Genomic DNA, 15634 nt, shown 5'->3' on the forward strand with positions numbered 1-15634 from the left:
CTCCTATGGAAAAGACATACAACCCGCAGTCAATCGAACAAAGCCTCTACCAAGACTGGGAAGAGAAAGGTTACTTTAAGCCGCATGGCGATGAGTCAAAGGGCAACTATTGCATCATGATCCCGCCACCAAATGTGACGGGTAGTCTACACATGGGTCATGCCTTCCAAGACACCATCATGGATACGTTAACCCGTTACCAGCGCATGAAGGGTAAAAACACCCTTTGGCAGGTGGGTACCGACCATGCAGGTATTGCCACCCAGATGCTGGTTGAGCGCAAAGTGGAAGCCGAAGAGGGTAAGAGCCGTCACGATTTAGGTCGCGATGCCTTTATCGAGCGTATCTGGGATTGGAAAAACCAGTCCGGTGGCACCATCACTAAGCAGTTACGTCGCCTTGGCGCATCGGTTGATTGGGATCGTGAGCGTTTCACCATGGACGAAGGGATGTCTGAAGCGGTACAAGAGGTGTTTGTTCGTCTGTATGAAGATGAGCTCATCTACCGTGGTAAGCGCCTCGTTAACTGGGACCCCAAATTACACACTGCAATCTCTGATCTCGAAGTTGAGAACAAAGAGAAGCAAGGTAGCATGTGGCATTTCCGCTACCCACTTGCCGATGGCGCACTGACCGCTAACGGTAAAGATTACCTTGAAGTGGCCACCACGCGCCCTGAAACCATGTTAGGTGACAGTGCAGTTGCTGTGCACCCTGATGATGAGCGTTATCAATCACTCATTGGCAAGTTTATCATTCTACCTATCGTTAACCGTCGCATCCCGGTTGTGGCCGACGATTATGTGGATATGGAGTTTGGTACAGGTTGTGTGAAGATCACCCCAGCCCACGACTTTAACGACTATGAAGTGGGTAAGCGCCATGCGCTACCTATGTTCAACATCTTAACGATTGATGCGGCGATTCGCTCAACGGCTGAAGTGGTTAACACCGACGGCACCGCCAACAACGAGTTAGATAACAGCCTGCCTGAGCGTTATGCCGGCCTTGACCGTTTTAAAGCCCGTAGCGCCATCGTTGAAGAGTTTGAAACCTTAGGCTTGCTGGGAAAAATTGACCCACACGGATTAAAAGTGCCTTATGGCGACCGCTCTGGTGTAGTGATTGAGCCACTACTGACCGACCAATGGTATGTGGCCGTAGCGCCAATGGCGAAAACCGCCATGGAAGCCGTTGATAACGGTGATATCAAATTTGTACCGCAGCAGTATGAGAGCATGTACAACTCTTGGATGCGTGACATTCAAGATTGGTGTATCTCTCGCCAGCTATGGTGGGGACACCGTATTCCAGCTTGGTATGACGAAGCGGGTAAAGTGTATGTGGGCCGCGACGAAGCCGAAGTACGTGCTAAGCACGGCTTAGCCGATACCGTAGTGCTACGCCAAGACCCTGATGTACTGGACACTTGGTTCAGCTCAGCCTTATGGACCTTCTCTACCTTAGGCTGGCCAGAAGACACGCAGGCGCTTAAAACTTTCCATCCAACCGACGTGTTGGTGACAGGTTTTGACATCATCTTCTTCTGGGTGGCGCGCATGATCATGATGACCATGCACTTCATTAAAGATGAAAATGGCAAACCACAAGTGCCGTTTAAGACGGTTTATGTGACAGGCCTTATCCGCGATGAAGCGGGTAACAAGATGTCTAAGTCTAAGGGTAACGTGCTCGATCCGCTGGATATGATTGACGGTATCGACCTTGAAACCTTAGTTGAGAAGCGCACCGGCAACATGATGCAGCCTCAACTAGCCGCAAAGATTGAAAAGAGCACCCGTAAAGAGTTTAGCGACGGCATCGAAGCTCACGGTACTGACGCACTGCGTTTCACCTTGGCATCAATGGCCTCCACTGGCCGTGATATCAACTGGGACATGAAGCGTCTCGACGGTTACCGCAGCTTCTGTAACAAGATCTGGAACGCATCACGCTACGTGTTAATGAACACAGAAGTGCAATCGGATGCTGACAGTGATGTGGCAGGCGAGCCGTTAGATTGTGGCCAAAAATTGGTTGATGGTAAACCTGGTGAAATGGAGCTGTCATTAGCCGATCGCTGGATTATCGGTCTGTTTAATCAAACCGTTAAGACCTATGACGAGCACATGGAAAGCTACCGCTTCGACCTAGCAGCGAACACCATTTATGAGTTTACTTGGAACCAGTTCTGTGACTGGTACTTAGAGCTCACTAAGCCTGTGATGCAAAGCGGCACTGACGCGCAGCTTCGTGGTACTCGCCATACCTTGGTGACGATTCTTGAAGCGATGCAGCGTCTAATGCACCCAATGATGCCATACCTCACTGAGACTATCTGGCAGCGCGTTAAGCCACTAGCTGGCGTTGAAGGTGACACCTTGATGTTGGCAGCGTTCCCTGAGTATCAGGCGGACAAAGTCGATGCGGTTGCGATGGAAGATCTTGAGTGGGTTAAGCAAGTGATCACTGCGGTACGTAACATCCGCGCTGAGTTAAACATCGCCCCAAGCAAGCCGCTTAATGCACTACTACGTGGTGTAAGCGAGCGCGACAAGGCCCGTATCGAGACTAACCAAGCCTTCTTTAAGACCTTGGCTAAACTTGAAAGCATGACCATTCTTGGCGACGACGACACCGCACCTATGTCAACCACTCAGTTGATTGGTGACATGGAGCTACTGATCCCAATGGCGGGTCTTATCGATGTGGCGGCAGAGATGGCGCGTATCGACAAGCAGCTTGAGAAACTGGCTGGCGAGTTTAAGCGTATCGAAGGTAAGCTGTCTAACCAAGGTTTCGTGGCGAAAGCCCCTGCTGCCGTGATTGAAAAAGAGCGCGCTAAGCAAGCGGAATACCAGCGTGATATGGACAAGCTCACCGAGCAAAAAACTGAGCTAGCCAAGCTAGAAGGTTAACCCTAAACAGCTAGCGACTCAGCGATACGATTAAAAAGCAAAACTTAGGTTTTGCTTTTTTTATGCCTAATTGACGCCCAATAGCCTGGCGACTGCAAGTGATACCAATCAGTAACAAAAAACGTTCGACTCAGCGTGTTTTTGGTAACTACATTAAGGCGAATGGGCGATGGAATGGTTGCTCCCTTTTAAAGCCGTTCAACGCCGAAATTGGAAGCCAAAAACAGGCCTAACAGGCGATTTTTTTGTGCTTTCGATGCTGTGTTAACGAGTTTGCCCCTAGTTCAACTATGCGCTTCACTCGTTGCAATCAACAGATATGTTGTGGATGCCCTTAATGCACGACTAAAGGGATTTAGGTAGGGTAACGCATAGAGCGGTTATCGAGGAGGCGAGAGCCGAGGAATAATTAAGGGCCTTGCCTCATAAGCGCTACATTCTCGCTGAGCGCTCACATCTTTAACCTGATTGGTTAAGATACGTTTATTGTTCCGAGTTCAGGTTATATTAGCCATAATGAAATAAATACTGGCCATCGCCGTTCTATTAGTGCTAATCACGTATCAGTGTTACTTGCACAACGCTGTGATGAGTATCAATTAGACAAAGAGGTTGTTGTGAGCAACAAAAGTATCAATAAACGGTTAGCACTGATTTTCGCTTTGATGATTTCGACAGTAAACACTGCTTTGGCTCAAGGGGTGACGATCACCAATAGTGACGGTGATGCGATGACAGGTATGGTGGTCTATTTACATGGCGCATCAAGCCATCAACCCAATGATAACGCCATAAGAGAGCCAATCGAAATCCACCAAAATAATAAGCAGTTCACGCCTTATATCACCGTGATTCAAAAAGGTTATGAACTACAATTTGTGAATGATGACGATATCACCCATCATATCTACTCCGCTTCTGGGCCAAAACGCTTTTCGTTCAAGCTGCGTAAGGACAATGCCCAACAAGCGATGTTGTTTGACCAAGTGGGCCATATCTCCATGGGCTGTAACATTCATGACTGGATGAGTGGTCATCTATTAGTGGTAGATACCCCCTACTTTGGTGTGACCGACACTAACGGATTTATCGACTTTGAGTCGGTGCCCCCAGGGCAATATCAAGTGGTGATTTGGCATCCGCAACTGCTCAGCCAAGACAACCTTGTCACCGTTGAGAGTCAGTGGCCTTTGGCACGAGCATTAACCATTACGGTCGATGCCCCGATGGCTGACATACCGTCACAGCAGAGTTTAGACGATTTTGAATTTTTGGAAGGATATTAATTTTCGATATGTTTAATCGAATACAAACCAGGATATTCGCTTTTTTCATGCTGTTATTGATTGCCGTACAGGCGATCTCTTTTGCTATCACTTTCTACGCTAACAACCGACTCCAACAGCAGCAATTGGGCAACCAATTGTCGATTGCGGAGCTGGTGTTTAAGTCTGAATACAATAACCGTAACTACTATCTGTCTGCCTTTGCCGAAACCGCCGCAAAAGACTTTGGCCTTAAAGAGGTGTTTATTGATGATGACCGTCGCAGCTTTCTCGTTGCTCTCAATAATCATCGCAAGCGTATTAATGCCGATCTGGCGATTGCCGTTGATAAAGAGGGTGAGATCATTGGCGAGCTACTGTTAACCCCCGATGGCGTTAACCAAGGCAAGGTAAAAGTGGGACCAGAGCAAGGCGATCTATTTCGTTCGCCATTAGGGTCTGAATTTGATAACAATAACCCATTGTACTTATTAGGTGATCATGTCTATCAGTTAAAGTTTGCGCCCATCACCAGTGGCGCTGCCAACATTATCGGTTGGATAGGCTTTGGCTACATTATCGGTGACTATCTGACCCTGTCCTTGTCACAACAAACCGGACTCAACACAGGTTTTGTACTGAGTGACGACAAGCAAAACCAGCAAATTATTAGCTTGTCTGGCAGTGAGTTATCCAGCGATGACGAACAGGTTCTGGCTAACTTCATTCAGCGCAGCCAACGCAATGAAGAGTATTTGTTGTGGCAATCATTCGTAGGCGATGTTCAGGGTAAACAATTACATGCCTTTATGTATTTAAGCCGTCAAGATGCACTCGCGTCATCGCAAAAACAGTGGCTGCAACAACTCATATTGATTCTGTTAATGCTGCCATTGTCGTTAATGGTTGCCTATGTCATCGCACGCGGGGTCACCAGACCGATAACCCAATTGATCACTCAGGCGCGCTTTATTGCGAAAGGTAACTATCATTCCAAGGTTGAGGTTGGCTCAAGTACAGAGATGCAGGCGTTGGCCCAAGAGTTTACTGAGATGCAGCAGGCGATATTGAGTCGCGAAAACAAAATAGCGTTTCAGGCTTACCACGACCCACTAACCAATCTTGGCAATAAAAATGAGTTAATCCGAGTAACGCAAAGCTGGTTTGAGCAAAAATCGCCGCTGGCGTTGTGTCAAATTAATATTCGCCGCATGACAGAAGTTAACGGCACCTTAGGCCATGACGTGGGCGATAAGGTGATAGAAGAGGTAGGCCGCCGTCTATGCAGCTTTAGTCATATTGATTTAGTCTGTCGTCTTAATGGTGATGAGTTTGTGGTGGCCATTGAGCATTCAGAGCCCAAAGCGTTACGGCAGTTAATTGGCCAAATTCAGCAATCGATTGAAGCGGAATATTGTTATCAAGATATCTCACTGCACTTGCAGGTGACTATTGGGCTCAGTTATGTCCACTATCCTAGCGATTTGGAGACACTGTTAAGACAAGCTGACACAGCGCTGCAATATGCAAAGAAAAACCGTTTAGATATTCAAGTTTATCACCAGAAAATAGACGTTAATAGTGTCGACCGCTTACAGCTGATTAATGAACTAAAACCGGCCATTGCCAATGATGAGTTGGTACTTTTTTACCAACCTAAACTCGACTTGGCACAAAATAAGGTAACACATGTGGAAGCCTTGGTCCGTTGGCAACACCCAGATAGAGGCATGATCCCACCAGATACCTTTATTCCCATCGCTGAAAAAATGGGCCAGATGAATGCCTTAACCCGCTGGGTGATAAACTCGGCGCTGACACAGTATCTCGCCTGGCAAGCTCAGGGCGTCAACTTGGCCATTGCGGTAAATATCTCTGCGGAGAACTTAAAAGATGGTGGGTTTTGTGATTATGTACTGCAAGCGATTCGAGATAAAAAAGTGCCCATTGAGGCGCTCACCTTAGAGATCACTGAAGATGCCGTTGTGGCCGATCCTGACAACGCGATTAAGCAGCTATCCTTATTGAAACAACATGGGTTAAAGCTGTCGATTGATGACTACGGTACTGGCTACTCGTCGCTTGCACAACTTAAACAACTGCCAGTGGATGAGCTTAAAATAGATAAATCCTTTGTGCAGAACTTAATGGTCAATAGCGATGATCAGATCATTGTTAACTCGACCCTGCAACTGGCCCATAACTTAGGCTTGCGCGTTGTCGCTGAAGGCATTGAAAACCAAGCGACTCTGAACTGGTTAACCGAGCGTGGTTGTGAAATGGGGCAAGGTTTTTACCTTTCTAAACCCATTGACGCACAAGCGCTCACGACTTGGCTGGCACAATCGCTCTACCAAGTAAACGCCAACAACACGGTGGTTGAACTCAATTAACAAGGGGCAAGGATGAGATATTGGCTATGGATGCTAAGTGTTATTGCGGCAGATGCTATCGCTGCCGAACATAAGTTTAGCGGTATTGTTGATATTAGAGCCAGTTACACCGATGGCATTGACACTTATGTAGATGGAGGCTTAGGCAAGTTTCGATTTGATCAGGGCAGCCAGCTCTCTATTGCACAAGCGGGTGTCAGCTATGAGTTAGACTGGGACAACCCGTTATCTGCTCAGATAACGGCGAACGGCTATCTAGATGGAGTAAATGATAACCTCGGCATCACAGAAGCTTTCATTAACTATCGAGGCCTGCCCTTTGAAAATGGCCTGCGACTGCAAGCTAAGTTTGGCCTGATGTACCCCAATATCTCTTTGGAAAACATTGCCACAGCATGGTCGTCACCCTATACCTTAAGTTACTCGGCAATCAACAGTTGGTTAGGGGAAGAGTTTCGCCATATTGGTGTTGAGTTCTCTGTCGAGCGACTCGGAAAAATGAGCAATAGTCCACATGACTTTGCATTATCTGCCACGCTATTTCAACACAATGATACCGCAGGCGCGATGTTGGCATGGCATGGCTGGACCAATAGTTCGAGACAAACCTTGCTGCAAGAAACCTTGCCGCTGAGCAATATGCCTAGCTTACAAAACGGGACGCTCACAAAACAGGCTCAAGCATCAGATCCCTTTATTGAACTGGACAATCGCCTTGGGTATCACGCTAAGGGACAGTGGCGCTACAAGGGGCAGGGAGAGTTGTCTATCGGTTACTACGATAACAATGCCAACACTCGAGTTGTTGAAAAGGGGCAATATGCTTGGTTAACTCGATTTATTCATATCGACAATAAATGGCACTTACCCTATAACATTCTTTTGCTAGCGCAATATATGCATGGCGATACCTTGATGCAGTCTCCTGATGGTCGCGACATTGTTGATAATCAATATCAGGCTGCTTATTTATTGCTGAGTCGACGTTGGCAGCAACACCGCCTTAGTGTGCGATTAGAGAAGTTTGATGTCACGGATAATGATGCCACTGCCGATGATAACAATAATGAGCGAGGTTATGCTGTTACCGCATCCTATCAATATAGGCTAACCAAAGGCTGGTATCTTCAAGCCGAATACAATCGTATAGATTCAATACGTGCAGCCCGTGTTGAACAAGGCTTGCCCTATGATTTGATTGAGCAGCAGTGGCAACTGGCCAGCCGGTGGTATTTTTAGTCGCCAGATGCTAGCGTGGTGAGAGCCCCCTAGCTGCCTTTCAGCTTAAGGTTTCGCTCAAAAAAATACCTGCATTTGGCAGGTATTTTTAATGTAAAACCGCAGTGATACCAATCAGTATAAGAAAGCGTTCGACTCTGCATTTTTAGCGCATAGCCATCACACCTTTGTACTGATTGCTATTAGTTTTGCTTTCTTACAAATTGAGATTTCAGCATCATCTGGCCATTGCCATCCACTTTACAGTCGATATCGTGGTCAGCGTCAACAAAACGATTAATCACCGCTTTAGTGCCGACTTTAAGCACAAGTGAAGAGCCTTTCACTTTAAGATCTTTAATGAGCGTGACTTTATCGCCTTCAGCCAATAAGTTGCCCACGGCATCTTTCAAGATGATGGCATCTGGATCAACGATCTCTTCATTTGGGTTCCACTCATTCGCGCATTCAGGACAGATCAATAAAGTGCCGTCTGAATAGGCATAAGGAGACTCACATTTTGGGCATGGTGGGATAGTATCGCTCATCACAAATTCTCTTTAATTTACAAAATAGTCGACCCCAACTATCTGGTCGAAAAATATTAGTTCTAGGTACTAAGCTAAACGCCGACCAGAAATGATAATGGCATTATAATAAAATTATCATAATACGGCTAGCCAACATTATCCGCTAAACCTAAAAACCTTAGCCTTTAACTTTTGGATTGTGAGTTGGCTTCTGTTGACCATAGCTCACATCATGCTGTTCTAGGTATCCTCTGATCAACTGACGCACCACTTGGGAGGGGGTAAGGTCTTGCGAGGCACACAATTGCTCAAACGCTTGCTTTTTACTCGGATCCATTAGTACCGTGAATCGGGCTGTTTTATTTTCCATCTTCATACCTAGGCTAAAATCATTATCATTTGATTATAATCAATCGAGCATCCATTGCCTATGATTACGCTAAGCAATCAACAAAATAGGCTGCGGTATTGCCCGCAGCCTACTTAATTAACATGTCAACGATTAACCTAATGCGCTAATAACATTGTTATACCAATTAGTATTACACCTTATAGTGAGCGATATCCGCCTCCATCGATTCGGCTAATTTGGCCAGATCCGCTGTCGCTGCACTGCTCTGCTGTGCTCCTGCCGCCGTTTGATCAGAGATATCACTGATATTGGTGATGTTAATATTAATCTCTTCGGTGACTGAGCTTTGCTCCTCAGACGCGGTGGCGATTTGCGCGTTCAGGGCATTGATCTGCTCAATGCTGTCCATGATCTGCACCAAGGCGTTGCGTACCGATTGCGATTTGTCGACACTGAGTTTCACCTGCTCGGTACCACTTTGCATCATCTGCATCGAACTTTGGGCGCCATGTTGCAGCCGCTGGATCATCTTCTGGATCTCTTCGGTAGAGTCTTGTGTGCGCTTAGCAAGCGAGCGCACCTCATCGGCTACCACAGCAAAACCTCGACCCTGTTCACCCGCCCTTGCCGCTTCAATCGCGGCATTCAGTGCCAGTAAGTTAGTCTGTTCTGAAATCCCTTGAATCACATCAACCACAGTGCCAATTTCATTGGAATGCTGCGCCAGTAGTGTCATCGCTTCGCTGGCACCATCGAGTTTTTCCGCTAAGGCTTCGATCACTGAAATACTCTCATTGACCACAACTTGCGCGCCATGAGCGGCACTATTTGCCTCTTCCGATGCCGTAGCTGCCGCCGCTGCACTTTGAGCAACTTCACGCACGGTTGCGGTAAATTCATGGATAGCGGTGGCAATTAATTGGGTTTGTTGCTGCTGATCAAGCACATTGCGCTGGGTCTGCGTGGACACCACCGCATTCTCTTCGGCAGAGCTTGCAAGACGCGACGTTGACTGATGAGTGTTGTTAACCGCTTGCTGAAAACCACGAGTGATCTGATTAACATAATCCGCAATATGAGAAAACTCATCATTCCCATCAAGCGCTATCCGCTTGGTTAAGTTACCAGAGGCAATCTCTATTGCGGTGTTTTCTAATTGCGTCACAGAATCACTGACCCGACGAATGATTAAGGTCGAGCTGAAGATAATCACCAACATGCTGATCCCCGAGAAGATAGCGACCAGTACGATGTAAACAGAGACATTACTTTGTGACAGCTCAAAACTCTGCTTCGCCTCATCAATCTGCAAGTCTAAAAAGGATTGTGCCTGCGCGGTAATATCTTTAAATAGGGGGTTAATTTGGGTTAACAATAGTTGGTTTGAGAGGCTGTAGTCACCCTCTCTGAGTGCCTGCAACGCAGGCTTAAAGCCATCCTCAGTGACTTTATCGAGCAAGTTCACCAACTGATTGACTTGCTGACGCTCATCGTCATCTAAATCTGAGCTTAATATCTCATTGTCGACGATACTATGCAGCAGCTGGATTGAGGCCTCGGTAGCATCGATATGAAATGACAACGGATGATTGTGCATATCGGCAAACTGACTATTGGGATCATGCTGAAACCCAAGCAATAAGCCACTGCGCGCTTTTTCGAGCTCGTTTAGCACTTTGCCGGCCCGAATGCTGTGCTGCATCCCCTGCTGGTAAAGCTCACCGATGGAGTCTCCGGCGTCTTGCATACCCGATATCCCTTTATACCCTAAAAAGATAAGCGCAATAACCACCAAAAACACATTCAGCTTAAGCTGAAAACGCACCGACTTTATCCGCTCAAAAAAACCTATCTCTGGGTCGTTTCCTTGCCCTATCTTTTCCTGTTCAAACTGAGTGTGAGTGGCGGACATGACATATTCCCTTACTGAAGTTAATGTTACAGAGTCAAAATTAACTCCTTAGTTAACCATAGTGCCAGTGAACAATAATACCTACATAGTAGTAGATCACATTTGTTAAAACCCTAATGTTCATTGATCGAAATCAAATCACTCTACGCGTGAGTCTAAAGATTAAATTTCACATTAATATTTACCTTAACCACAGCGTCAAAATAACCGCAAACGTCAAAATCTCGCCTTAACCTTTGTTTTAATTAGTTATTTAACTCTATTGTTTGCATTAAGCCTGAAACGTCATCACAATGTAGCAAAATCATTAATGGATGTTAAAAATGAAGCAGTGGTTGATCCCAAGCTGTCTGATATTAGGTTTAGTGGGCTGCGGTGGCGGTTCTGATGACGGCGATAATAGCGGTGATAACGGCAATGGTGGCAACATTACGCCGCCTTTAGCACAGGCGCCTACTGTCGCCCTAGGGCCAGATCTGCAAGCATGGAATCATCAAGTGCAAACACTGACCGCCCAAGTTACCGTCTACAACGAGGGCGTAACCCAGTATCAGTGGCAACAGCTTAATGGCCCCAGCGTACAACTGACTGGTACCGACAGTGCGTCGGTTACGGTAGATGCCAATAGCCTAGTACAAGATGCCGATATAACCCTGTCACTCACGGTGACCGATGGCGCAGGAAAAAGCAGCGAAGATCAACTGACCCTTAGCCTTAAAGATCAAATTAGTGCCGCGTCCCGTGTTGGAGATGCCAGTTTGATCACAGGGTTAGAAACCAAAGTGATAGATCGCGCACTCAAGCTTATTAACAGCTATCGACAAGAGCACAGCGCCTTTCTTAAGACTATCTACCAAGATAATGTGGTGCGCTACGATTCTGGTCAGCACTCACAAATGATCCAGATGAGCCTTGGCGCTAATGGCTATCCAAGCAGTAAGAGTTTTGAACTGATCAGAGGTAATGGTGGACGACTCTTCGCTGCCGCCAGTGAGATCAACACTCAGCGCAATGCCGCCTTTGGCAGTGACATTATCTCAGGCATGCACAACGGCAATAACCTCGACTTTGAACCGAGCATGAAGCAGCTATTAGGTTGGTTAGCCAATCAAGATGCGACCACTCTTGCTCAAGAAAAACAGATCAGGCTATTTTTGATAAGCGACTGGAGCAGCAGCCGCATCAGCGCATGGTTAACCACGCAATTTCCTAACTGGCAAGTTAGCCGTTGTAACGTTGAAGCGCAGCTGAGTAGTTGTCTTGCTGAGGCTGAACTGGTGGTCACTGGGTCTACAGAAACCTTTAATGACGCCTTAGTGGCTGAAAATCTTGCTACATTGCAACACAATAAGACCCCGCTGCTCTATATGCATATGCACAGCTGGAACAGTGTGCCGCTGACCCAAACCGTACTAGGTGCAATGGGCTTTTCTATGCAAGGCCCTGGCGGCCCAGGAAACTTTTTCGGTGCCGATAAAGCCGACTGGTCAAGCTATACAGCCATGTTCGATGCTAAGCCTTCACTGACTAATGAGCAGGTCTGGCTAAGCCTATTTAAAGATGAGACGTCGCCGTTTAACTTAGCGAACTGCGCCACCGATTGCGACGCTAACTTTAAGGATAAGTACCGCGCAGGCCTTAATCAGATCCGAGCAAGCATCATGGGGTTTGATAGCGCCAAGCGCGATATCTTCGCTCTCAGCGACCATCAGTTATATAAGTATCTCATCCTGCTCGGCGACAGTTACCGCCAGGAGATTAGCTATCCGATGGATGTGGCGACGACACCAACAATGGAATACCTAAAAGCCTTCTATGCCGACCATACTGTGTATAACACTCGTGATATCAACGCTGTACCTAAAGACTTAGGTAATTTTAGCCGCACTGACTTTAGCCACATTACCCCAAGTGATAAACGAATTAACCTTGTGAGTAAACAAGGTTTTAGATCCGCAGGCGTCTATGCAATCCCTGGGCAAACCTTAACCATCACGCGTAGCGACAACAGCGCATTACGCACTTGGGTGTTTATTAATACCCAGCGTTCAGGCTCGACCCATGAATTTGCCAGTAATGGCTACAACCGCGCCAAGTTTTTACAGTCCACCCATATCGAAATAAAACCAGGTGAAACCATCAAACTCACCTCACCTTACGGTGGACCACTACAGGTAAAGTTTAGCGCCAATGACCTACCTGTGACATTGGATGTTAGCCATATAGGTCAACACCCATACTGGCGCGAAGGCATGGATGGCAGTGCCTTTATGCAAGCGTTAGAAAAAGGTGACTACGATTGGGCCGAGCTCGCCACCGCCCACTTTGAGGTGCACTCTCGCCTCGATAAGATGAAAAAAACCATGAGCCACGAGCCGCTTTGGGATACCCCAGAAAAAATGGCGCAGGCAATTATGACTCATGTGCACAACTACCCACATCTATTGGCAGGTTTTAAGGGACCATTTATAGATGAGGTCAGTGAGATCACTGACTTTGCAACCCTCAATGGCTGGCAAATGGATAACCTAGATATGGTTAAACACATGAATGCCGATCAACCTACTTGTGGTTCGGGTTGCTCGGGGAATCCCTATGATGCGAGTTGGTCATTCAGCCCTACAGGTCATGGCGATATCCATGAGCTAGGCCATGGTTTAGAGAAGGGCCGTCTGCGTTTCGATGGCCACGAAGGACATGCGTCCACCAACCCTTACTCCTATTACACCAAGTCACGGGCTTACAAGGAGAGCGGCAAGCTGCCGTCATGCCAAGGTCTATCGATCCAAGATGAGTTTGATGTACTGCAAGCGAGCCAAAATCAAGCCGACCCTTTTGCTTACATGCAGGCCGCCAAACTGACCAGCTGGTCAAACGGCATGGCCACCATGCTGCAAACCATGGTGGCGGCGCAGAAACTGGGCGCACTGCAAAATGGCTGGCACCTACTTGCACGAGTGCACATTTTACTGCGTGAATTTGAACGGGCGAAAGCCGATGACGCCACTTGGCTCGCCAAACGGGCAAGCATTGGGTTTGACAGTTTTAGTTTACAGAGCGCTAAAAACATCAGTAACAATGACTTTTTGATGATTGCCATGAGTTATTCTACCCATCTGGACTATCGTGACTTCTATCAGATGTGGGGGCTAGCCACCACTGATGCAGCTAAAGCCCAAGTTGCGAGCTTTGGCTACCCCTTAGTGCCTAAGTCTGTTTATGTGTATGCCCCAGGTGACTACTGTTATGGCCTAGATCTACAAGCTGTACCCGTTGATGGTACGCAAGCTTGGCCGTTATAGCCCAATAGCGACAATCTAAAGCCACTAAAAAGAGCGCCGATGGCGCTCTTTTTTTATTACCAGCACCGCAACCCCCCCGCTCGTTACAATCACTTTGGTTTTTAGCTTCAAATTTAGGTAAAGTGTGCTCTGCAATCACAAGCGATTATCGCAAGATCAACATCATTGCGAATAAAACAACAATAAAATAAGAGTAAAAGGAAGGGTATGAGCGACTCCAAAGATGCTTACGCAGACAATGATCTGCGTGAAGTTAAGCAGCTGGGTATGTGGGCCTCCATTGCCAGCTTAAGTTATATATTCTGGATAGTCGGCGGCATGGAGCTGGTTGAGCGTATCGCTTACTACGGCGTCAAAGCCAGTGCGGGGCTTTATGCCAAGGCACCAGTTTCCGAAGGTGGCTTAGGGATCAGCCTGCACGACTACGGTGTGATCATCTCAATTTGGGCTTTAATGCAAACCTTTATCCCTGTGTTTACTGGCGGTATCTCAGACCGCGTCGGTTACAAGGAAACCATTTTTGCCTCCACCATCATCAAGATCTCAGGCTATTTAGTGATGGCCTTTTTCCCCAACTTCTGGGGATTCCTGTTTGGCGCAATATTGCTCGCAGGGGGAACGGGGATATTTAAACCCGGTATTCAAGGCACCTTGGTGCTCTCAACCGGTAGACAAAACACCTCAATGGCTTGGGGGATATTCTACCAAGTGGTCAACATAGGTGGCTTCTTAGGTCCACTGGTTGCCGTGCATATGCGCCAACTCTCTTGGGACAATGTGTTCTATGCTTGTGCGGCCATTATCTCGCTTAACTTCCTGTTCCTGCTTGCCTACAAAGAGCCAGGAAAAGAGGAGCGCATGGAGCGTAACCGCAAAATCAAAAGCGGTGAGATCACTCAACAAGCCCTGTGGAAAGACGCCTGGCATGAACTGAAAAAACCAGTGGTTATTTACTATATGTTGGTGTTTGCTGGCTTCTGGTTCCTGTTCAACTCGTTATTTGATGTTCTGCCAATTCATATCGCAGAGTGGGTCGATACTAGCGTGATAGTCACCAGCCTATTTGGCCCAGAAGGGACCTCTAATGGTGTTTTACAGTTCTGGCTGGGTCTGGACAATACTGGCACGAAAGTGATGCCAGAAGGGATGCTTAACCTCAATGCGGGGATGATCATGACCAGCTGCTTCCTTGTAGCCGCCCTGACCGCCAAGTATCGCATTACCACCGCCATGTTAGCTGGCTGCCTATTGAGCATCATTGCATTTGTATTAATTGGCGCGACCAATGCTGCGTGGATGATAGTGTTAGCGATTGTGATGTTCTCATTTGGCGAAATGATGATTAGCCCCAAGAAAAATGAGTTCATGGGGAACATTGCCCCTGAGGGCAAGAAGGCGATGTATTTGGGCTTTGTCATGCTACCGCAAGGGATAGGTTGGGGCCTTGAAGGTTACTTCGGTCCTAAGCTGTATGAGATCTATGCCTCGAAAGAGATTTTCTCTCTGGAGCTACTTGCCCAGCGAGGCATGAGTCCAAGCGATGTTGCCGCCATTCCTCAAGGGGAAGCCTTTACCACTTTGGTAAGTTATACCGGCGAGTCGGCGCAATCACTGACGACATTGCTGTATAACACCCATAATATTGGTATGGCGTGGTACATCATTGCCGCTATCGGTACCATTTCGGCTGTCGGCATATACCTCTACGGTAAATGGTTGCTAAAACTACAACGCAGTCAATAAT

9 protein-coding genes are annotated in these 15634 nt (G+C 47.2%); 6 read left to right on the plus strand and 3 right to left on the minus strand.

What is annotated here, in order from left to right:
* Positions 1-5: 5 nt before the first annotated feature.
* From L876_RS0102460 to L876_RS0102475, 4 genes are all read left to right on the plus strand, one after another.
* Positions 6-2918: a valine--tRNA ligase gene (locus tag L876_RS0102460; RefSeq protein ID WP_028762342.1), complete on the plus strand. Its 2913-nt coding sequence runs from the start codon at positions 6-8 to the stop codon at positions 2916-2918.
* Between the two features lie 617 nt (positions 2919-3535).
* Positions 3536-4204 carry a cupredoxin domain-containing protein gene (locus tag L876_RS20910; protein WP_156029363.1) on the plus strand — a complete coding sequence of 223 codons (669 nt, stop codon included), beginning with the start codon at positions 3536-3538 and terminating at the stop codon, positions 4202-4204.
* A gap of 47 nt (positions 4205-4251) precedes the next feature.
* Positions 4252-6576: an EAL domain-containing protein gene (locus L876_RS20915; RefSeq protein ID WP_248674449.1), complete on the plus strand. Its 2325-nt coding sequence runs from the start codon at positions 4252-4254 to the stop codon at positions 6574-6576.
* Positions 6577-6588: 12 nt separating this feature from the next.
* Positions 6589-7815, plus strand: a complete 1227-nt coding sequence (locus tag L876_RS0102475; RefSeq protein ID WP_028762343.1) for a hypothetical protein — start codon at positions 6589-6591, stop codon at positions 7813-7815.
* A gap of 182 nt (positions 7816-7997) precedes the next feature.
* Here the strand turns inward: L876_RS0102475 and L876_RS0102480 are convergent, their stop codons facing one another.
* The 3 genes from L876_RS0102480 to L876_RS0102490 form a co-directional block, all read right to left on the minus strand.
* The gene (locus tag L876_RS0102480; RefSeq protein WP_028762344.1) at positions 7998-8342 is read right to left on the minus strand and encodes a zinc ribbon domain-containing protein YjdM; all 345 of its coding nucleotides are present in this window, start codon (positions 8340-8342) and stop codon (positions 7998-8000) included.
* Between the two features lie 160 nt (positions 8343-8502).
* Positions 8503-8694: a CopG family transcriptional regulator gene (locus L876_RS0102485; RefSeq protein WP_028762345.1), complete on the minus strand. Its 192-nt coding sequence runs from the start codon at positions 8692-8694 to the stop codon at positions 8503-8505.
* Between the two features lie 172 nt (positions 8695-8866).
* Positions 8867-10588: a methyl-accepting chemotaxis protein gene (locus L876_RS0102490; protein ID WP_028762346.1), complete on the minus strand. Its 1722-nt coding sequence runs from the start codon at positions 10586-10588 to the stop codon at positions 8867-8869.
* Positions 10589-10911: 323 nt separating this feature from the next.
* On the opposite strand from L876_RS0102490, the gene L876_RS0102495 reads away from it, so the two are divergent.
* The gene (locus tag L876_RS0102495; RefSeq protein ID WP_028762347.1) at positions 10912-13890 is read left to right on the plus strand and encodes an ImpA family metalloprotease; all 2979 of its coding nucleotides are present in this window, start codon (positions 10912-10914) and stop codon (positions 13888-13890) included.
* A gap of 207 nt (positions 13891-14097) precedes the next feature.
* Positions 14098-15633, plus strand: a complete 1536-nt coding sequence (locus L876_RS0102500) for an MFS transporter (protein WP_028762348.1) — start codon at positions 14098-14100, stop codon at positions 15631-15633.
* Position 15634 lies beyond the last annotated feature (1 nt).

It is taken from the genome of Shewanella colwelliana ATCC 39565 (assembly GCF_000518705.1).
In the GTDB taxonomy this organism is placed as follows: Bacteria; Pseudomonadota; Gammaproteobacteria; order Enterobacterales; family Shewanellaceae; genus Shewanella; species Shewanella colwelliana.